Origin of the sequence: Sphingobacterium arenae, assembly GCF_014692505.1 — a bacterium.
GTDB classification, from domain to species: Bacteria; Bacteroidota; Bacteroidia; order Sphingobacteriales; family Sphingobacteriaceae; genus Sphingobacterium; species Sphingobacterium arenae.
The window spans coordinates 119,608-138,000 of sequence record NZ_JACNYK010000007.1 but is presented as its reverse complement, the minus strand read 5'-3'; the positions used below and the strand labels follow the sequence as shown (position 1 = coordinate 138,000).

Genomic DNA, 18,393 nt, shown 5'->3' with positions numbered 1-18,393 from the left:
CAATGAACTGGAATAAATTATTATTAGCAGCAGCCTTATTCACATTTTCAGTCTCTGCACCTGTTAACGCACAGGATAATCTCATCAATGCGTTAAAACAAAATGTCAGCGACAACAGTAAGGAAGGCTTCCGATTTACCGAAATCATCAATCTAGGGAACACGTCCATTAAGGATCAAGGCTCGTCGGGGACCTGTTGGTCCTATTCCGGAAACTCCTTTCTAGAATCGGAAATGATAAGAATGGGCAAACAACCCGTAGAAATTTCTTCGATCTATACCGCCCGTAATACGTATATCGAAAAAGCCAAAAACTTTGTCCGACTACATGGAAAACAAGCACAGGGTGATGGCGGTCAGTTACACGATGTGTTAACCATCTTCCGTAAATACGGGGCTGTTCCACAAGAAGTCTATACAGGACTACAAGAAGGGCAAAAACGTAATAATTTTGGAGAGATGAGCCCCATCCTCCAAAGCATCACAGAAACGGTGGCGAAAAGTAAAAAGCCAAGCAAAACTTGGGTAACTTCTTTTACCGCAGCGATGGACGCCTATTTAGGGGAAATCCCCAAATCTTTCCAATATAACGGAAAAACATACACCCCTCGAAAATTTGCAGACGAGGTCATCGGTATTACTCCAGACGATTACATCGGCATCTCGTCGTTCGAAGAGCACCCATATTATAAGCCATTTGTTTTACTTATTCCCGATAACTGGTCGTTTGAGAGCTTCTATAATGTACAGATAAACGATCTAACGGATATTATTGACAACGCTCTTCAGAATGGATACACGGTAGCTTGGGCGACCGACGTGTCTGAAAAGAGTTTCAGCTGGAAAAATGGCGTAGCGTATGTTCCGGAAAAACCAGTAGAGCAAATGACTGCCGAAGAAATAGAGACCATGTTCAATGGACCGAAACCGGAAGCTAAAATTACTCCGGATCAACGTCAGGAGGCTTTTGATAACTACACCACTACCGACGATCATGGCATGCATATCGTGGGTACGGTCAAAGATCAAAATGGCAAAGAATACTATATCGTAAAAAATTCATGGGGAGAATCCAACGATTACAAAGGGTACATGTATGCAACTAAAGAATATGTGCGGTACAAAACGATTTCCATTCTACTGCATAAAAAAGCGTTGACCAAGAATATGCAAACGCAATTAGATATATAAAAATAAGGGGCGTGATGAATACGCCCCTTATTTTTTATTTTATTTCCTTATAGTCTGTTTGCATATTCTGGAACATAAATGACCACTTATCCGTTTGCTCGTCAATAACCATCGCCGTCGATTTTCCTGCTCCGTGTCCCGCTTTGGTATCGATACGGATCAGTACAGGATTATCTCCGTCATGGTATTCCTGCAAACGTGCAGCAAATTTAAATGAATGTGCCGGCACCACCCGGTCATCATGGTCCGCCGTTGTTACCATCGTTGCCGGATAAGCGGTACCCGGCTTCAACGCATGATAAGGCGAATAAGCATACAAGTATTCAAACATCTCCTTATTGTCGTCTGCCGTACCATAGTCGAATGCCCAGCCTGCTCCTGCCGTAAATTTATGATAGCGCAACATATCCAAGACGCCCACCGCCGGAAAAGCGACCTTAAAGAGCTCTGGACGTTGTGTCATGCTTGCCCCAACCAAGAGTCCACCATTGGAACCGCCCGCAATAGCCAATTTATCTGAAGAGGTATACTTCTGACCTATCAGATACTCAGCCGCCGCTATAAAATCGTCAAATACATTCTGTTTGTTCATCTGTGTTCCACCTAGGTGCCAACTCTCCCCGTACTCTCCACCACCACGTAGGTTTGCGACCGCATACACGCCACCTTGTTCCAGCAGGATAATATTACTTGTAGAAAAGGACGGTGTCAAGCTGATATTAAATCCGCCATATCCATACAGCATCGTTGGGTTCGTCCCATCTAATTGGATGCCTTTTTTATACGTGATGATCATCGGTATCTTCGTTCCGTCCTTAGAAGGGTAGAATACCTGCTTCGACTCATATTGCGATGGATCAAAATTGATCGCTGATTCCTTATAAATTTCCGACTTCCCAGATGCAATATCATATCTATAGATGGTAACTGGATTCACGTAGTTCGTGAAAGAATAATATAAGTCTTTATCTTCTAATTTAGCATCAAACCCTCCTGCAGAGCCTATACCAGGCAGCTCTATTTCCCTTTCCAATTTTCCGTTTCGATCGTATTGTTTCACAAGCGAAGCCGCATCTTTTAGGTAATTAGCGAATATTTTACCTCCGCCCACGGTCGGTGAGAGCGCCTGCTCAGTTTCAGCGATTAATGTTTGCCAATTTTCCGGTTGCGGTTTAGCAGCGTCGACTGTTATGACCTGTCCATTTGGCGCGTCTAATTCTGTATAGATAAACAATTTAGTTCCATCGTTGTCGATAATTTCATGATTTTTATCCATGTCACCCACCACCGTTACGAAACCCCCATTCGGAGACGACAGATCTTTTATATATAATTCGTTCCCAGAGGTAGCATTAGCTGCAGACACCATTAGATAACGTTCGTCCTCGGTTAGTCCCGCTCCAATGTAACGACGCGGCATCGTTGGTCCACCAAAAATCAGTTCATCGTCTGATTGTGCCGTATTTAGCTTATGGAAGTATAATTTATGTTGGTCTGTCATAGCGGATAATGCCGAACCCTCTTTCGGCTTATCGTAACTGCTATAATAAATACCTTCATTACCTTTCCAAGCTAAGCCCGAAAACTTGACATCTACCAGCGTATCCCCCACTATAGATTTATCCTCTGTTTTCAGTACGACAACCTTCCGCCAATCAGATCCTCCTTCCGAAATCTGATAAGCGACTAAAGAACCGTCTTTAGAAAAAGAAATCCCCGCCAATGAACTTGTACCATCCTCTGAAAACTTATTAGGATCCAAGAAGACTTCCTCTTTCCCCTCTTCACCTTTTTTTCGCCAAAGCACATATTGGTTCTGGAGCCCGTCATTTTTATAGAAATAGATGTAATCCCCCTCCTTAATCGGGGCGCCTTCCTTCTCGTAATTCCACAAGCTTTCCAAACGTTTATGGATGGCTTCACGAAATGGTATTTGTCCTAAATAATCTTGTGTTACTTCGTTTTGAGCCGTTACCCATTGTTTGGTTTCAGCCGACAGATCATCTTCTAACCAACGATATGGGTCTTCGACAATTGTTCCAAAATAATCATCATTCTGGTCAATTTTTTCTGTTTTTGGATAAGGTTTTAGCACGATGTCGTCTTTTGATTCAATAACTTTCTCCTGGTTACAGGCTGTAAAACCCAATGCCAGCAGCATAATTCCTAAGTTTTTATTCATAACCAATTTTTTAAACCAAGTGCAAGTTAGGATTTTTTGATTAGTTTTGGCTTCATGTCCGTGAGAGATAAAATATATTTTGCTTCTGATTTCCATTTGGGTATAAAATCCCAAACAACCTCCTTCGAGCGGGAGCGGCAACTGGTCTCTTGGCTAGACTATATTAAGTCCGACGCAAAAGCCCTTTTTTTGGTAGGCGACATTTTTGATTTCTGGTTTGAATATAGCACCGTGGTCCCCAAAGGATTTATTCGATTTCTTGGAAAATTAGCGGAACTCTCCGATCTTGGCGTAGAAATCACACTCTTCAAAGGTAACCACGATATGTGGATGTTCGGTTATTTAAAAGAACAGCTAAACGCTCGTATTGTAGACAATGAATTAATGCTCCAACTCCATGGGAAACGATTTTACATACATCATGGGGATGGTCTTGGCCCGGGAGACGCCAAATATAAATTTCTAAAAGCTTTCTTCCGAAGTAATATTTGTCAATGGCTTTTTGCAAGATTACATCCCAACTTAGGCATTGGTATCGCGCAGAGATGGTCACGCCACAGCCGAGCTGCTAGTCTGGAAGAAGAACACTTCTTAGGAGAAGACCGAGAGTGGCTCATTCAATATGCCAAAGACCTGCTACAAAGAGAGCACATCGATTATTTTATATTCGGACACCGACACCTCGCCTATGACATCAAACTCGCTGAAAACAGCCGAATCATCAATCTCGGTGAATGGATACATACTTGTACCTATGCTGTATGGGATGGCAAAGAACTGACACTAAAGAAATGGATGCCTTAACGCGTAAAAAAGTACGATACCCTTATAGGGTAAGATAAGGTTATACCCCCTTCCCCGTTGCGGAGACAATTTGTCGGAAAGAATCATAAAAACAAAAAGGTATCTTCATTATAAAGATACCTTTTGCGGTCTGGACGGGACTCGAACCCGCGACCCCATGCGTGACAGGCATGTATTCTAACCAGCTGAACTACCAGACCAATTTCCTTTTCAGAAGTATGTATATTAAGAACGTTTTTCGAAGCCAAGCTTCTTTTTTTTTGCGGTCTGGACGGGACTCGAACCCGCGACCCCATGCGTGACAGGCATGTATTCTAACCAGCTGAACTACCAGACCCTATTTCCTTCCCGTTTGAAGGTGTGCAAATATAGGGGTATTTTACAGAATGAGGAAATTTTTTTGAAAAAATTTAGTCTACTGCACCCTCTTTCATTTTCTCTGCATTCTCCGCAAATTGGAGCGCATCTATAATGCCCTGAATATCACCATCCATCACAGCCGGAAGGTTATAAAGTGTCAAGCCAATACGGTGTTCGGTAACGCGTCCTTGCGGATAATTATACGTCCTTACTTTGGCGGAACGGTCGCCGGTAGACACCATTGTTTTACGTTTTGCCGCCACATCACCATGCTTTTTCTGCACCTCCAATTCGTATAGTTTATTGCGAAGCATCTCCATTGCAAGTTCACGGTTCGCTAACTGGGAGCGTTCCACTTGGCACACGACCACGATTCCAGATGGCTTGTGCGTCAACTGCACCTTGGTTTCTACCTTATTGACATTTTGACCTCCAGCCCCGCCCGAGCGCGATGTTTGCATTTCGATATCACCGGGGTTCAACTCTACATCCACATCTTCTGCTTCTGGCAAAACTGCAACCGAAGCAGCAGATGTATGAACACGTCCCTGTGTCTCCGTATCCGGAACACGCTGTACACGGTGCACCCCCGATTCATATTTCAATTGACCATATACATCGTCGCCGATAACTTTTAAAATAACCTCTTTGTAGCCACCGGACGTACCCTCCGTTACATCCATTACTTCTGTACGCCACCCCTTTGTCTCAAAAAAACGAGTATACATTCGATACAAATCGCCTGCAAAAAGAGCCGCTTCGTCACCTCCTGTACCGCCCCTAATTTCAATAATCGCATTCTTGCCATCTTCCGGATCTTTAGGAATTAACATCAACCGAATCTCTTCCTCTTTTTCTTCCTTTTCCGTCAGTAAGAGGTCAAGTTCTTCTTTCGCCATTTCCCGCAGCTCCTGATCTTTTTCGTGAGCAAGTATATCTTTGTTCGTATCGATATTACTAACGATATTCTTATAAACATGATAGCGTTCCACAATTTTGCCCAAGTCTTTATACTCTTTATTCAACTTGGCAAAACGCTTCATATCACTTATGGTTTCAGGTTTACTTAATTCAGCTTCTACCTCTTCCCAACGTTCTTTTATAGCTTGTAGTTTTTCTAACATAGTGCGTAATGCTCTTAAAAACGGGAAGATATTTCCCGTTTTCAGGCACAAAAGTACATATTTTTTTTTTGTATTATGGGGTAGAAACCACCTTGAACCCTATAATAGAAGTGATTAATATAAAAACAGAAAGTTTTCGTTCTCTATCCTCGTTTGACTTTCGGTTTTAAATCTGTCAACGATGCAATTTTTATGGGGTTCCCCTGCTCGATACTATGACGGGCGGCCACGCCTATCAAAATAGACATCACCCCATCTCGCAATCCAGCTGCGTGTCCATATGGGTCGGGAGCCTCGGGTTGTTTGAACAGCTTGTCGTGTAGACGGCGGTCGCCTCCTCCATGCCCAGCCCGCTCGCTAGCTACCTGAATGACTTGATAATCCTTCCAGTTTTTATAAAGCACGACTGGTTCATGAATAACATCAATATTATTTCCCTGTTGCATTTCAGCAGCGTGCAAGCTCTCCTGATCCAACGTATCATTTTTCATCCAGGGAATATCCAACCAAGCCTCAATACGTCCTTTTTGCCCGTTGAAAGCTATCCGCCAGCCCTCAAACGGCGAATACGTCGTCAGTGAATAATTAGCTATTACGCCGTTTGCATATTTAATTTGCGCCGACATCTTATCATAAATATCGATCTCTTCCCGATAAACACAACCATCGCGGATGTATCCATCATGTGTTTCATTGGCCACATAGAGCTTCATCGCATGGGAATCTCCCGTGATATCCCAATAGTAGTTACATTCTTTTTTATATGAACAACTGCGACAACTAGTTCCTCTGAACGGTCCATTTTTGCCATAATGTTCCAGCGCGCCATAAGCGAATACTTCTTCAGGTTCCGAATCCAGCCACCAATTAAGCAAATCAAAATGATGCGTGGCTTTATGTATCCATAATGATCCGCCCTTGTTCATCAGCCCGTGCCACCGGCGGAAATACGACGCCCCGTGATGCACATTAAGGTACCAATTAAAATCAACCGACGTAATTTCGCCGATTTCCCCATTCATAATCAATTCCTTTATTTTCGTCATATAAGGACTCCACCGATAATTAAATCCTACAATCAGGTTTCTACCGTATTTTCGTTCCGCGTCTAATATAGCCTGAGCCTTTATTTCGTCGGTTGTCAGTGGTTTCTCCGTAAGCACGTCACAACCGGCCGCCAATCCTTCGATGATTCGCTCATGATGAGACGAATCTGTTGTACACACGATAACTAAGTCTGGTTTGGCTTCGTCCAGCATCTCTTTGAAATTGACAAAAGTGGGACAATCCACCTTCATGTATTCTTTCGCATACTGCAACCTGCCCGGGTTGATATCGCTTAGCCCAACAAATTCCAGTTGATCTGGATACTGCTCTACCAAGCGTCGTCCCCAAAACGATATACCTCTAACTCCGGTACCGACCAAAGTAACCCTTAGTTTGCGGTGCAACCCAAACGCGTTAACCGGTAACGACACTACCGATCCAGCGGCAAGCAACGCGATACGCTCTAAAAATGATCTTCTTGAGAAATTCTCCATGCTATTTTGTTTATAATAGTCTATTCCGTATTTGTATTCGAAAACACTGTTAGTAAGTCCAAAATAAGAAAAAAAATCATGCAAACAAAAAAGACGCGATGAGAATCGCGTCTTTTTAACATTTATTTAAATTATGAAAGCTTTATGCAGTTTCCTCTACGTCAGCCGTGGAAAACTCCTCAAATACTTCTGCGAACCCCTCATAATCCACATCTCCCTCAGGAGAGAAACTCCGAATTCCGTTTTCTTCAACATATAGCTTAAGCTCCGGATGTATGTCACCATCAGCAAATACGGCGATATCAGTGTATGAAAGAACTCCTTTATAAAGGTCTACATATGAACCGTCGCCATAAGGCGCGGCATCCTCAGCGCGCATATCAGTTTGCGCCGCCATGGCGCCATATTTAGCTCCAACAGTATCAAAATCTTCATTTGCATAAAGAGAATACATCACTTTAGCATCCTTGAATGTGGGATCATCTTTATAGGCCGTTTTCAAATAAGCCGGGATCATCGCTGAAAACCAACCATGGCAGTGCACCACGTCGGGTGACCAACCCAATTTCTTTACCGTCTCTAAGACTCCTTTACAGAAGAATAACGAACGTTCGTTATTATCTCCAAAAAATGCTCCCTTCTCGTCACGAAAAATCTTCTTCCGCTGAAAATACTCTTCATTATCTAAAAAATAAACCTGCATTCTTGCTGCAGGCAATGAAGCAACCTTAATAATAAGCGGATTATCATTTTTATCCACCACAATGTTCATTCCCGACAACCTTATCACTTCATGAAGACGATTTCTGCGCTCATTAATATTACCAAAACGCGGCATCAAAATTCGGATTTCAAATCCCTTTTCTTGCATCGCTTGCGGTAACTGGCGTGTTATTTCAGAAATCTTACTTATTTCAAGGAAAGGCGACATCTCATGGGTTACAAACAATATTTTCGTTTTTGCCATCTCCAATTCTTTTTTTTATTTATCGAACAGTAAAATCGGTCTACAAAGATACGATTATTTTATGAATTTTACAATTCACTAGATTTCATACCTTTACATTACGAATTTATTTATGCAAATTTGCGCCCTTATTTTAACGTTTTGCTGTGAACATATTTAGAACGAAAAATACCCTGCAAACCTTCCTTGATGAGGCCCGTAATACGCAGCAGCGTATAGCCCTAGTACCCACGATGGGAGCACTCCACGAGGGACACCTGTCTTTAATAAACGAAGCAAAACAAATTGCGGATGTCGTAGTATGTAGTATTTTTGTAAATCCCACCCAATTTAATGATCCAACAGATCTTGAAAGATACCCCCGTCCAGAACAAAACGACCTCCAGCTGTTACAGAAAATCGGCTGTGATGCTGCTTTTTTGCCTTCTATAGAAGAAATGTATACGCCCATGGAGAAACGTTGGCACCTTGATCTCGGCAACCTGGAGAAAGTTTGGGAAGGAGAAAAGCGACCAGGGCATTTTCAAGGAGTAACCCAGATCGTATATAAACTGTTTCGCTTAGTCGAACCAGATGTCGCCTGCTTCGGTCAAAAAGACTTCCAACAGGTCATGGTCATTCAGCGGCTAATTGACTTAAAAAAGCTACCCATCACGCTCCATATTTGTCCCACGGTCCGAAACGAAAAAGGGCTTGCACTAAGTTCGCGCAACACACGTCTTTCGGAAGCAGGGAAGCAAAAAGCATTGGCTTTATATCGTGCATTGAGCCATATAAAACGTCATTTTAATGACCACGAGCTCGACAATCTCCGGCAGGAAGCGCTATCCATACTCGAGCAAGAAGGTGAGATCGAAGTGGAATACCTCGCTATCTGCGAAACCCGTTCATTACAGGAAATTGATCAAATTGATCCCACAAAAAAGCACGTCGCTCTATTAGTAGCCTGGGTAGAGGGTGTAAGGTTGATCGATAATATGTTATTGGATTAGGTTTATTCTTTTTTCCCGTAAAAAAGAAGGCAAAACCGAGCGAAGCGAGCTCATGGATACTAAAATAAACACGAATCCATAAACCTTGTCCCTTCGGATATTTGAGATAATGGACTGTACTACAAATGGGGTTTTAAATGCCTCAAATCTCCGGATGGGACAATTTAGGTTAAAGAGGGGTAAGTACATACGAGTTAAAAAAAAATGAGTAATTTTGTAAGATGTTGATTGAAGTAATGAAATCAAAGATTCATCGGGTTCGCGTTACGCAAGCGGAACTGAACTACGTGGGAAGCATCACGATCGATGAAGATTTGATGGATGCAGCAAATATTGTTGCAAACGAAAGAGTGCAGATTGTGAACAACAATAACGGAGCTCGATTAGAGACTTACGTTATCCCTGGGGAGCGAGGAACAGGTACTATTTGCCTGAATGGTGCTGCCGCCCGTTTGGTACAGGTGGGCGATATCATTATTATTATTTCTTATGCAAGTATGACGCCCGAAGAAGCCAAAATACACAAACCCAGTTTGCTTTTCCCGGATCACAACAATAAATTAACACTGTAGTTTCCCTATCATTTCGTAATTTCACAAAAAATGTAAAATACAGTTATGCATAGACTCAGTACCACATACCGCAATCTTATCGCTTGGTCACTAAGCGTATGGATGGTGGCTATCATCACCAGTGGTGTGGTATTCATGCATAAGGAAGTCACTTCTACTGGCGAGATTGTTACCCACATTCACCCTTATGACTTCACGAAAAAGGGAAAGCCTCATCATCACCATTCGGACGATGAAATTCAATTCCTAAACGTCGTATTTGCAGGCGTATTCGTCGCTGATGATTTTCCAGCATTCGAACTCTCCGTCACCCCTATTTTACTTTGCATACATTATGCAGAACTAACGGAACATGCGCCTGCTACACTGCTCTTTCATTATAATTTACGGGGACCACCCACTTCCTCCCTATCTTAATTTTTACCTCCGAGGATCTATCGGAAATGACTAAAAACATTTAATTCACGCGGTCAGGTCTGCACGATGTTGTGATTGCCACAGCTTTTCGCAGATGTGATTGCTGATTCATTCATTGAGCGTAACGTTGGGCGTATTAACCACACGTACACGCTAATTATGATTTATTATACATGACAAAAAAATACACCAACGGGCTTTTTCTATTCGCCTTACTCTATATATTTCCATTGACACTTTTCGCCCAAACAAAAATACAGGGGCAAATCACCGACGCCGACAACCAACCTATTTTCGCCGCCAGTGTGTTGCTAGATGGCTCTAATGTGGGAACGACCACCGATGAAGACGGCAATTTCCTATTAGAAGATATACCCACGAACGAAGCGAGATTGGTCATCCGGGCTGTAGGTTACCTTCCCGCTAAAAAGCATATCGATGCGTCCAAAAGCATGACACAAATCCGCATTGTACTACAAAAAGACAATCGTAATTTAGACGAAGTCGTGGTTTCGGGTACCCTGCGGGAAGTCTCCAAATTAGAAAGCCCCATTCCGGTCGAAGTATACTCCGCGAAATTTTTCAGAGCGAATCCAGCACCAACAATTTTCGAATCTCTCCAGAATATAAATGGTGTGCGTCCACAGGTCAATTGTAGTGTCTGTAATACCGGCGACATCCATATAAATGGTCTAGAAGGCCCCTATACGATGGTATTGATCGATGGTATGCCTATTGTTTCCGGCCTCTCAACGGTGTATGGGTTGAACGGTATTCCGCAGGCCTTAATCGAACGTGTAGAAATAGTCAAAGGCCCCGCCTCTACGTTATACGGCAGTGAAGCAGTGGGGGGTCTTATCAACATCATCACAAAAACTCCTGAAAACGCGCCGCTGTTAAGCCTAGAAACCTTCGGAACCACTTGGCAAGAATATAACTTGGATCTCGGCGGTAAGTTTAAGGTAGGCTCTGCCCAATCATTATTGGGCGTCAATTACTTTAACTATTCAAATCCGTTGGATAAAAACGGAGATAATTTTACAGACGTCACCCTGCAAGATAGGATTTCCATCTTTAATAAGTGGAATTTCGCACGTAAAGACAACAAAACATTCTCGCTGGCGGCCCGCTATATATATGAAGACCGCTGGGGAGGGGAAATGAATTGGAATAGGCAGTATCGCGGCGGGGATGAAGTATATGGCGAAAGTATTTACACCAAGCGGTGGGAAGTGATGGGCGTGTACGATTTACCCGGTAAAGATGACTTCTCACTATCTTTCAGTGCAAACGGCCACGATCAAAACAGTGTTTATGGCGATACAGAGTATATGGCAGATCAGAAAATTGTATTTGGTCAATTAACTTGGCATAAACAAATCAAAAACCATGATCTATTGACCGGATTAGCTTATCGCTACACCTATTACGACGATAATACCCCCGCAACAACCAACGTATCGCATACCCATTTGCCAGGGCTTTTTGTGCAAGATGAGATTACCCTACATCCACAGCATAAATTATTGCTTGGTGCACGATACGATTACAATTCTATTCACGGGAGTATATTATCGCCGCGCCTGAACTATAAGTGGAATTCTAAGGATAAAACCCAAGTATTGCGGGTCGGTATCGGGAATGGATATCGCGTCGCGAACGTGTTTACCGAAGACCATGCAGCATTGACCGGCGCACGCGATGTGGTATTTATCGGCGATCTAAAACCGGAAACTTCATGGAACTCCAATATCAACTATGTAAAGAAATTCTACTCGGATAATGGGGCTGTATTTGGTATTGATGCATCGGCGTTCTACACGTATTTTTCCAATAAAATTATCCCCGACTATGACACCGATATCAACAAGATCATCTACTCCAATTTAGACGGACACGCTGTTTCACAAGGTATTTCCCTCAATTTGGACTGGGCACACCCAAGTGGTTTCAAAGCCATGATCGGCGGAACGGTAATGGATGTCCATAGTGAAGAAGGGGGAGAACGCGAATGGCAGATGCTGACGGAGAAGTACATGGGTACCTGGACCATAGGTTATAACTGGAACCGTTTAGGATTAAGTTTTGATTATACCGGAAATGTCATAGGCCCTATGCGTTTACCTGTTTTGGGTGCGGATGACCCAAGACCGGATGAGTCGAAAGCATGGAGTATTCAGAATATACAGGTTACGAAGCATTTCCGTAACGGATTAGAAATTTTCGGTGGTGTAAAGAATTTACTAAACTGGACGCCTACCAAAGGGATTCCTTTTATTATTTCTCGTGCACATGATCCGTTTGAAAAAATTGATGACCCGAGTCTCCTACCATTTGATCCGAGTTACGTCTATGGACCAAACCAAGGAATTCGTGGATTCTTAGGCGTTCGGTATAATATGTTTAGGTAAATATGATAACCGTAAGATTAAGGCAATATCGTTCTACCTTGCTCATCGCAGCAGGCTTGTTCACGTCGTTCATCTGTGATGCACAAATAAACCCCGTGAATATCGCTAAGGTAGATAGCCTCATGAAGCAGAAAGCAAAACCCCTGTTAGTTTTGCTTTCTACCGATTGGTGTCAATATTGCCGCATGCAAAAAAATCAAATCCAGAAAAACGACGATTTTGCTGCAAAAGCGAACGTATTCTATTATATAGAATTTGACGCGGAAAGTAAAACAAACGTCTTATTTCAAGGTAGGAAGTATGTTTTCAAACCAACAGGCAAAAATACCGGAACACACGAACTAGCGCACGCATTGAATGGTCCCGGTACACTGGCGTTTCCGACGTGGATCCTCCTTGACCGCAACTATCAAGTATTATTTCGTCATGGTGGCGTTCTCTCTCCCGATCAACTAAAGGAATTATTAGCAGTTATCGGCAGTATGACGGAAAGTGAGTAACAAAAATAGCCCACGACGGAAGTTCGCGGGCTATTTTTAGTTTTTGTTTCACTATGATTACATATTAAGCGGTAACTAAGACCTTTCTTAACTACTGATATAACTTTGCAGTTGGTCAATGGTTTGTTTTTGATCTTCAATGATATGTTTCACGATGTCGCCAATAGAAATCATCCCTAACACCCGACCATTTTCCACTACAGGCAAATGCCTCACGTGGTTATTTGTCATCAGTTCCATGCAATTCTCCACTTTTTCGTCCGTGGTGATCGTTCGCAGGTTAGACGTCATGACGAGATGAACAGGCGTCTCTTTGGAGGACTTGCCTTGTAGGATGATTTTTCGGGCATAGTCGCGCTCGGTGAAAATACCCAGCAATGCCTCTTGTTCCATAATTAATAAAGCGCTGATGTTTTTCTCCATCATCGTTTGTAACGAATCAAAAACGGAAGTGTTTTGGTTTACGGCGTACACCACAGAACCTTTTGCTTGGAGGATGTGTTTTACGGTTTTCATTTTATTATCAATTTATAATGGTTGATGAGCCTTCTGCCGATCGTATCGGGTAAGGTTTCACACTCTTCTCTAACTAAGGTGGCGCAATCCAAAAACAACGTATAGCGATAAAACAGTCTACCAACAGCCGTAAATTGGTGATTACTGTTTAAAGGTAACGGTTTTGTTTATATAAAAAAAATGAAGATCAAGTTACTTAAAAACAATTTTACACCAAAAGATTCCATCGCTCAACAAATAATTGTAGTCGTATAAATTAATTGTCTTTACATAATTTTCTTACTTTTGTTGTAGCATTAAGATATGAACCTGCGTTCTATCCTGTAGAAAAGACATTAAAAATTTATGAAAGCTCTATTTAAACCACTATTAGTATTAGCATTTGCGGCGGTTGCATTTAGTTCTTGTATGAAAGATAACAGTGCAGAACAGGAAGCCGAACAGCGCCGACAACAAGAAGCCATAGTTGCTTCATTAGCTGCGGATAAAATTAAAATTGAAGAATATTTACTGGACAATCCTTCTGAAGCACCGGGCGGATGGCAGGAAGACGATAGGGAAGAGACATTTTCTTTACTAGGTAAAACCGTTAAAACAGGGATCCACTTCGAAGTGTTAGCCGTACCTACCGAAGAAGATGATGAGGCTTTTGAATATGAGTTCTCTTCTTCAACCGGTCCGGTTCCTCCAAAAGTTAGAGTGAACTATACGGTGTCATTATTAGACGGTACCGAAGTGCAGTCTGGAGAAAATGAAAATTTTGATTTTGCGACATTTCAGTCGAATTCAAATATTTATAATGGTGTGTGGCTTATTTCCTTTTTCCCAAAATCGTATAGGGTAGACGGTGAAGACAGACCATATTACGGCTTAACAGCAAAAGGCTTGAAAAAAGGTAGCCATATCCGCGTGGTTTCCCCTTCTTCCTGGGCTTATGGCGCGAACAAAGTTGGCGATATTCCGGCCAACTCACCATTGCTATACGAGTTTGAAGTATTAAACATAGAATAATAACACAATCACAAATAATATACAGAGGGCGTGTCCAACAAGACACGCTCTTTTTTTAATCGAAACAATGAAAAACCTTTCAAAACTTATTTTTCTTTTTACACTAACCACAATCAGCATCACATCTTGTAGCAAATCTGATGATAACGGATCCGATTGGGCCGACGAGCAACGTCGTAGAGATTCCATTAACAATGCACGAATAGAAGCATTGCTGGATGAACAAGCTCCTATATTAAAAGATTTTGCCGAAGAACATATTCCAGACGCCATATTAGATGATTCGACCGGTATCTGGTTCAAGATTCACGAACCGGGGGAAGAAGGATCCTACAGCAAGTGGCTGGTTCCCGGATCCATGGGTGGCTTGGCTCTTGCCAGACCTACCGTAGAAGTAAAATATACCGGCAAATTATTGAACGGAGATGTATTTGATGAAACATCTGCTGATGATCCGGAAGACAAAACCCGCTCTTTCCAACTTGGTGGACTTATCCCCGCGTGGGATATTTCTTTCTATCCGAAAGAAGTCCGTCTAAATGGAAACGATTATAAGATCGGCGGCCTTACCGAAAAAGGACTACAGAAAGGCGCTATTATCGAGCTGGTTGCACCCTCGCCGTATTGTTACGATAACAGAGAGCAAAAAAATAAAGACGGAGAAGTTACTATTCCTGCCAATTCTCCTTTGCATTTTTATATTGAAGTGGTGAATATAAAGTAAACTAGTTTACACAAATAACCGAAGCCCACTGTGTGAATCAGCGGGCTTTGTTTTTTAGAGAAAAATTCAAAAATTTGCAACACACGTGATTTATTTTTAAATTTACACGTAAAGATAGAGCAAAGATGAATACAAAACTCACGTTAAATTTAGACAAGCACATTATCGATCGTGCGAAGGACTACGCTAAAAGTAATCGCGTAAGCCTGTCGCAACTTATTGAAAATTATTTGGATTCATTAACAAATAAAGACGACAAGAAAGATGTTAAAGTTAGTCCTCTTGTAGAGAGTTTGACTGGCGTTATTCCACGCGAGGATGAAACAGATTACAAAAAAGAATATTATGAATACTTAAATAAGAAATACTGTTAATGGACAGGCTTTTTATTGACACAAACATCGTCATCGATCTTTTACAAAAACGCGAAAGTTTTTATGAAGAAGCTCAGGAACTGTTTACACTTGGAGATGATAAAAAAGTAAAACTATTTATATCGTCCTTGACTATAGCGAATGCACACTTTTTACTTTCCAAACATTACAATACGCATGATGCTCGAAAAATATTGGCTAAATTTAAAGTACTGGTTGATGTTTTACCCTTAGATGATAAAATAATTGAATTGGCATTGACATCGGATCAAAAAGATTTTGAGGACGCTATTCAATACTATACAGCAATTGAAAATAATACGGATATTATTATTACACGAAATAAGAAAGATTTTAAAAAACTTAATATTCCCATTTTAACAGCAAAGGAATACCTAAACCGAAAATAACAACCCATTCACAATGAAGATAGCGCTTGCTCAACTGAATTATCATATCGGCAACTTTACGGCCAACAACGAAAAAATTATCAGTCATATTACACGTGCCAAAGCAGATGGTGCTGATTTAATCGTTTTCGCTGAACTGGCTATAGGTGGTTATCCCGCAAAAGATCTTTTACGAAACGCACATTTTATTCAACAGTGTACCGATAGCTTAGCGGAAATCGCAGGCGCATGCCAAGGTATTCATTGCATCATTGGCGCACCCGTCGTTAATACAGATCCAGAAGGTAAGCCGCTTTACAATGCTGCCGTTGTGCTGTCGGGCGGAAAAATTCAGCATATCTGTAAAAAAAGCTTATTGCCGGATTACGATGTATTTGATGAATACCGGTATTTCGAACCCAACCGTGCTGCCACCTGTATCGAAATCAACGGAGAAAAGGTGGCTCTGACGATCTGTGAAGATTTATGGGACGACGAAGTGGCTAATTCCTACGTGGGCGATTTGATGGCGGAATTACGCAAGGAAACCCCATCCCTCATCATCAATATTGCTGCTTCTCCATTTTCTTACACACACTTTGAAAATCGTATCAACGTCTTAAAACGTAACGTAATCAAAGCAGGTTGCCCCTTGGTGTATGTTAACCAGATCGGAGCACATACCGATATCATCTTTGACGGCCGTTCGTTGGCGCTGGATAGAAACGGCCATATACTATCCGAATTAAAGCGTTTTGAAGAAGATTATACGGTAGTGGACATACAAGCATCATCCGTACATTTAGAGGAAAAACCATCGGAGATGGCATTAATACACGATGCATTGATTTTAGGAATTCGGGATTATTTTCAGAAGTCAGGTTTCAAAAAGGCCGTCCTCGGCCTATCGGGCGGATTAGATTCCGCTATCGTTGCGGCGTTAGCCTGTGAAGCGCTCGGTGCCGAAAATGTCCTCGCGGTCTTATTGCCGTCCCAATATTCCAGTGAGCATTCCGTAAAAGACGCGTTGGATTTCGTCGAAAACACGGGCTGTACACATCAAATTATTCCGATAGCGGACATTGCAAAAACTTTTGACCAAACATTAGCAGAAACATTTACGGGACGAGCGCCGGATCTGACGGAAGAAAATATACAAGCCCGTATACGAGGGACGATCCTTATGGCACTTTCCAATAAATTTGGCCATATCCTGCTAAACACCTCTAATAAAAGCGAAGCGGCCGTCGGATATGGAACGTTATACGGTGATATGGCGGGTTCTTTGAGCGTCATTGGTGATGTTTACAAAACCCAAGCCTATGCATTAGCACATTATATTAACCGGGAACGAGAGATCATCCCAGAGAATACGATCATTAAACCACCTTCGGCGGAGCTCCGTCCAGACCAAAAAGATTCCGATTCTTTACCTCCTTACGATATATTGGACAGCATACTCTATCAATTAATCGAACTGGAGAAATCGGCTACAGCCGTTATTCAATCGGGATTTGATGAAACATTGGTAGTACGTATCGCCAAATTACTGTATAATGCAGAGTTTAAACGATTTCAGGCCCCACCCATACTCCGAGTAAGCCCCAAAGCTTTTGGCAGTGGTCGGGTCATGCCGTTGGTTGCGAAGTATTAATCTTTTTTGACCGCAAAAAAGAACATAGAATTCTTTAAACCTTTATACATTTAAATTGTCTAAACAATACTAAATAAAAGGTTATTATGAATACGATAAAATATATTTTCCTGTTGGGTGTTGTGGCGATTCTAGCTTCGTGTGCTTCTGTGAAGTATAATACCACACACGTACAGAATCAGGATTTTGGGCAGTATAAAACCTATAGTTGGCTTCCTCCAGTAGATTCATTATCTAAAAATTATTTCAATAACGATATTGCTAAAAGCAATATCCTGAATGCCGCCAATAAGGAACTAGAGGCTTTGGGCATGCAATATTCCAAAGAAAACCCGGATGTACTTTTTCGTTATATCACGATTGTGAATAACAAAAGTCGCATGGTATATAGCCCATCTTATGGATGGGGCGGATGGGGCCCTTGGGGAATGGGCTGGGGCTGGGGAATGGGCTACGGAGGCTTTAGCTACCCAGTGGGTCACGAAAAGTACCGCTATGCCCACCTGATTATAGAGGCCGTGGATAGACGGACAAACAGCGTCATATGGCAGGCGCGAGGTTCATCGGAGGTCAGAGCCCCAGAAAAAATGATTAATAAACTACCACAGATTGTCAGCGGGATCTTCAAGCAGTATCCCGTACATAACTAGAAAGCAGACACAAAA

General features: G+C 42.0%; 18 protein-coding genes and 2 tRNA genes. 13 read left to right on the top strand and 7 right to left on the bottom strand.

Features of this window, described 5'->3' with window-relative positions:
• The first annotated feature begins 2 nt into the window (after nucleotides 1–2).
• Complete coding sequence (locus H8B17_RS18725) at nucleotides 3–1,190, top strand: C1 family peptidase (protein WP_190310763.1); 1,188 nt, start codon at nucleotides 3–5, stop codon at nucleotides 1,188–1,190.
• A 34-nt stretch (nucleotides 1,191–1,224) separates the two neighbouring features.
• Here the strand turns inward: H8B17_RS18725 and H8B17_RS18720 are convergent, their stop codons facing one another.
• Nucleotides 1,225–3,372, bottom strand: coding sequence for a prolyl oligopeptidase family serine peptidase (locus H8B17_RS18720; RefSeq protein ID WP_190310762.1), 2,148 nt, complete (start codon nucleotides 3,370–3,372; stop codon nucleotides 1,225–1,227).
• A 54-nt stretch (nucleotides 3,373–3,426) separates the two neighbouring features.
• Here H8B17_RS18720 and H8B17_RS18715 point away from each other — a divergent pair, with 54 nt between their 5' ends.
• Nucleotides 3,427–4,176 carry a UDP-2,3-diacylglucosamine diphosphatase gene (locus tag H8B17_RS18715; RefSeq protein WP_190310761.1) on the top strand — a complete coding sequence of 250 codons (750 nt, stop codon included), beginning with the start codon at nucleotides 3,427–3,429 and terminating at the stop codon, nucleotides 4,174–4,176.
• Between the two features lie 126 nt (nucleotides 4,177–4,302).
• On the opposite strand, the gene H8B17_RS18710 is transcribed toward H8B17_RS18715, so the two are convergent.
• The 5 genes from H8B17_RS18710 to H8B17_RS18690 all read right to left on the bottom strand — a co-directional run bounded on the left by H8B17_RS18710 (nucleotide 4,303) and on the right by H8B17_RS18690 (nucleotide 8,168).
• A tRNA-Asp gene (locus tag H8B17_RS18710) sits at nucleotides 4,303–4,376 on the bottom strand.
• 63 nt (nucleotides 4,377–4,439) lie between these two features.
• Nucleotides 4,440–4,513 (bottom strand) — tRNA-Asp (locus H8B17_RS18705).
• Between the two features lie 73 nt (nucleotides 4,514–4,586).
• Entirely contained in the window at nucleotides 4,587–5,660 is a 1,074-nt protein-coding gene (prfA, locus tag H8B17_RS18700) for a peptide chain release factor 1 (protein ID WP_190310760.1), read from the bottom strand.
• Between the two features lie 143 nt (nucleotides 5,661–5,803).
• Nucleotides 5,804–7,201, bottom strand: coding sequence for a Gfo/Idh/MocA family oxidoreductase (locus H8B17_RS18695; RefSeq protein WP_190310759.1), 1,398 nt, complete (start codon nucleotides 7,199–7,201; stop codon nucleotides 5,804–5,806).
• A gap of 142 nt (nucleotides 7,202–7,343) precedes the next feature.
• The gene (locus H8B17_RS18690; RefSeq protein WP_190310758.1) at nucleotides 7,344–8,168 is read right to left on the bottom strand and encodes a glycogen/starch synthase; all 825 of its coding nucleotides are present in this window, start codon (nucleotides 8,166–8,168) and stop codon (nucleotides 7,344–7,346) included.
• 146 nt (nucleotides 8,169–8,314) lie between these two features.
• On the opposite strand from H8B17_RS18690, the gene panC reads away from it, so the two are divergent.
• From panC to H8B17_RS18665, 5 genes are all read left to right on the top strand, one after another.
• Nucleotides 8,315–9,160: a pantoate--beta-alanine ligase gene (gene panC, locus H8B17_RS18685; protein WP_190310757.1), complete on the top strand. Its 846-nt coding sequence runs from the start codon at nucleotides 8,315–8,317 to the stop codon at nucleotides 9,158–9,160.
• 221 nt (nucleotides 9,161–9,381) lie between these two features.
• Nucleotides 9,382–9,732, top strand: coding sequence for an aspartate 1-decarboxylase (panD, locus tag H8B17_RS18680; RefSeq protein ID WP_190310756.1), 351 nt, complete (start codon nucleotides 9,382–9,384; stop codon nucleotides 9,730–9,732).
• A 45-nt stretch (nucleotides 9,733–9,777) separates the two neighbouring features.
• A complete protein-coding gene (locus H8B17_RS18675; protein WP_190310880.1) occupies nucleotides 9,778–10,149 on the top strand; it encodes a hypothetical protein in 372 nt (123 codons plus the stop codon).
• Nucleotides 10,150–10,322: 173 nt separating this feature from the next.
• Nucleotides 10,323–12,560, top strand: a complete 2,238-nt coding sequence (locus H8B17_RS18670) for a TonB-dependent receptor (protein WP_190310755.1) — start codon at nucleotides 10,323–10,325, stop codon at nucleotides 12,558–12,560.
• A 2-nt stretch (nucleotides 12,561–12,562) separates the two neighbouring features.
• Nucleotides 12,563–13,060, top strand: a complete 498-nt coding sequence (locus tag H8B17_RS18665) for a thioredoxin family protein (RefSeq protein ID WP_190310754.1) — start codon at nucleotides 12,563–12,565, stop codon at nucleotides 13,058–13,060.
• 87 nt (nucleotides 13,061–13,147) lie between these two features.
• Here H8B17_RS18665 and H8B17_RS18660 read toward each other — a convergent pair whose 3' ends face one another.
• A complete protein-coding gene (locus H8B17_RS18660) occupies nucleotides 13,148–13,576 on the bottom strand; it encodes a CBS domain-containing protein (protein WP_190310753.1) in 429 nt (142 codons plus the stop codon).
• Between the two features lie 345 nt (nucleotides 13,577–13,921).
• On the opposite strand from H8B17_RS18660, the gene H8B17_RS18655 reads away from it, so the two are divergent.
• The 6 genes from H8B17_RS18655 (at nucleotide 13,922) to H8B17_RS18630 (ending at nucleotide 18,378) form a co-directional block, all read left to right on the top strand.
• Nucleotides 13,922–14,587, top strand: a complete 666-nt coding sequence (locus H8B17_RS18655; RefSeq protein WP_190310752.1) for an FKBP-type peptidyl-prolyl cis-trans isomerase — start codon at nucleotides 13,922–13,924, stop codon at nucleotides 14,585–14,587.
• Nucleotides 14,588–14,654: 67 nt separating this feature from the next.
• Nucleotides 14,655–15,311, top strand: coding sequence for an FKBP-type peptidyl-prolyl cis-trans isomerase (locus tag H8B17_RS18650; RefSeq protein WP_190310751.1), 657 nt, complete (start codon nucleotides 14,655–14,657; stop codon nucleotides 15,309–15,311).
• Between the two features lie 125 nt (nucleotides 15,312–15,436).
• Nucleotides 15,437–15,685: a DUF6364 family protein gene (locus H8B17_RS18645; protein ID WP_148919802.1), complete on the top strand. Its 249-nt coding sequence runs from the start codon at nucleotides 15,437–15,439 to the stop codon at nucleotides 15,683–15,685.
• Entirely contained in the window at nucleotides 15,685–16,095 is a 411-nt protein-coding gene (locus tag H8B17_RS18640; RefSeq protein ID WP_190310750.1) for a type II toxin-antitoxin system VapC family toxin, read from the top strand. The genes H8B17_RS18645 and H8B17_RS18640 overlap by 1 nt, the downstream gene beginning before the upstream one ends.
• Nucleotides 16,096–16,108: 13 nt before the next feature.
• Nucleotides 16,109–17,728: an NAD+ synthase gene (locus H8B17_RS18635; protein ID WP_190310749.1), complete on the top strand. Its 1,620-nt coding sequence runs from the start codon at nucleotides 16,109–16,111 to the stop codon at nucleotides 17,726–17,728.
• A gap of 86 nt (nucleotides 17,729–17,814) precedes the next feature.
• Nucleotides 17,815–18,378 (top strand): DUF4136 domain-containing protein, encoded by a 564-nt coding sequence (locus H8B17_RS18630; RefSeq protein WP_190310748.1) that lies wholly within the window; start codon nucleotides 17,815–17,817, stop codon nucleotides 18,376–18,378.
• Nucleotides 18,379–18,393: the final 15 nt, after the last annotated feature.

Coding starts and splice junctions, on each gene's coding strand:
- H8B17_RS18715 (WP_190310761.1), top strand. CDS start 3,427: ATGTCCGTGAGAGATAAAATATATTTTGCTTCTGATTTCCATTTGGGT.
- H8B17_RS18690 (WP_190310758.1), bottom strand. CDS start 8,168: ATGGCAAAAACGAAAATATTGTTTGTAACCCATGAGATGTCGCCTTTC.
- panD (WP_190310756.1), top strand. CDS start 9,382: ATGTTGATTGAAGTAATGAAATCAAAGATTCATCGGGTTCGCGTTACG.
- H8B17_RS18665 (WP_190310754.1), top strand. CDS start 12,563: ATGATAACCGTAAGATTAAGGCAATATCGTTCTACCTTGCTCATCGCA.
- H8B17_RS18695 (WP_190310759.1), bottom strand. CDS start 7,201: ATGGAGAATTTCTCAAGAAGATCATTTTTAGAGCGTATCGCGTTGCTT.
- H8B17_RS18630 (WP_190310748.1), top strand. CDS start 17,815: ATGAATACGATAAAATATATTTTCCTGTTGGGTGTTGTGGCGATTCTA.
- prfA (WP_190310760.1), bottom strand. CDS start 5,660: ATGTTAGAAAAACTACAAGCTATAAAAGAACGTTGGGAAGAGGTAGAA.
- H8B17_RS18640 (WP_190310750.1), top strand. CDS start 15,685: ATGGACAGGCTTTTTATTGACACAAACATCGTCATCGATCTTTTACAA.
- H8B17_RS18635 (WP_190310749.1), top strand. CDS start 16,109: ATGAAGATAGCGCTTGCTCAACTGAATTATCATATCGGCAACTTTACG.
- H8B17_RS18670 (WP_190310755.1), top strand. CDS start 10,323: ATGACAAAAAAATACACCAACGGGCTTTTTCTATTCGCCTTACTCTAT.
- H8B17_RS18645 (WP_148919802.1), top strand. CDS start 15,437: ATGAATACAAAACTCACGTTAAATTTAGACAAGCACATTATCGATCGT.
- H8B17_RS18675 (WP_190310880.1), top strand. CDS start 9,778: ATGCATAGACTCAGTACCACATACCGCAATCTTATCGCTTGGTCACTA.
- H8B17_RS18720 (WP_190310762.1), bottom strand. CDS start 3,372: ATGAATAAAAACTTAGGAATTATGCTGCTGGCATTGGGTTTTACAGCC.
- H8B17_RS18660 (WP_190310753.1), bottom strand. CDS start 13,576: ATGAAAACCGTAAAACACATCCTCCAAGCAAAAGGTTCTGTGGTGTAC.
- H8B17_RS18650 (WP_190310751.1), top strand. CDS start 14,655: ATGAAAAACCTTTCAAAACTTATTTTTCTTTTTACACTAACCACAATC.
- H8B17_RS18655 (WP_190310752.1), top strand. CDS start 13,922: ATGAAAGCTCTATTTAAACCACTATTAGTATTAGCATTTGCGGCGGTT.
- H8B17_RS18725 (WP_190310763.1), top strand. CDS start 3: ATGAACTGGAATAAATTATTATTAGCAGCAGCCTTATTCACATTTTCA.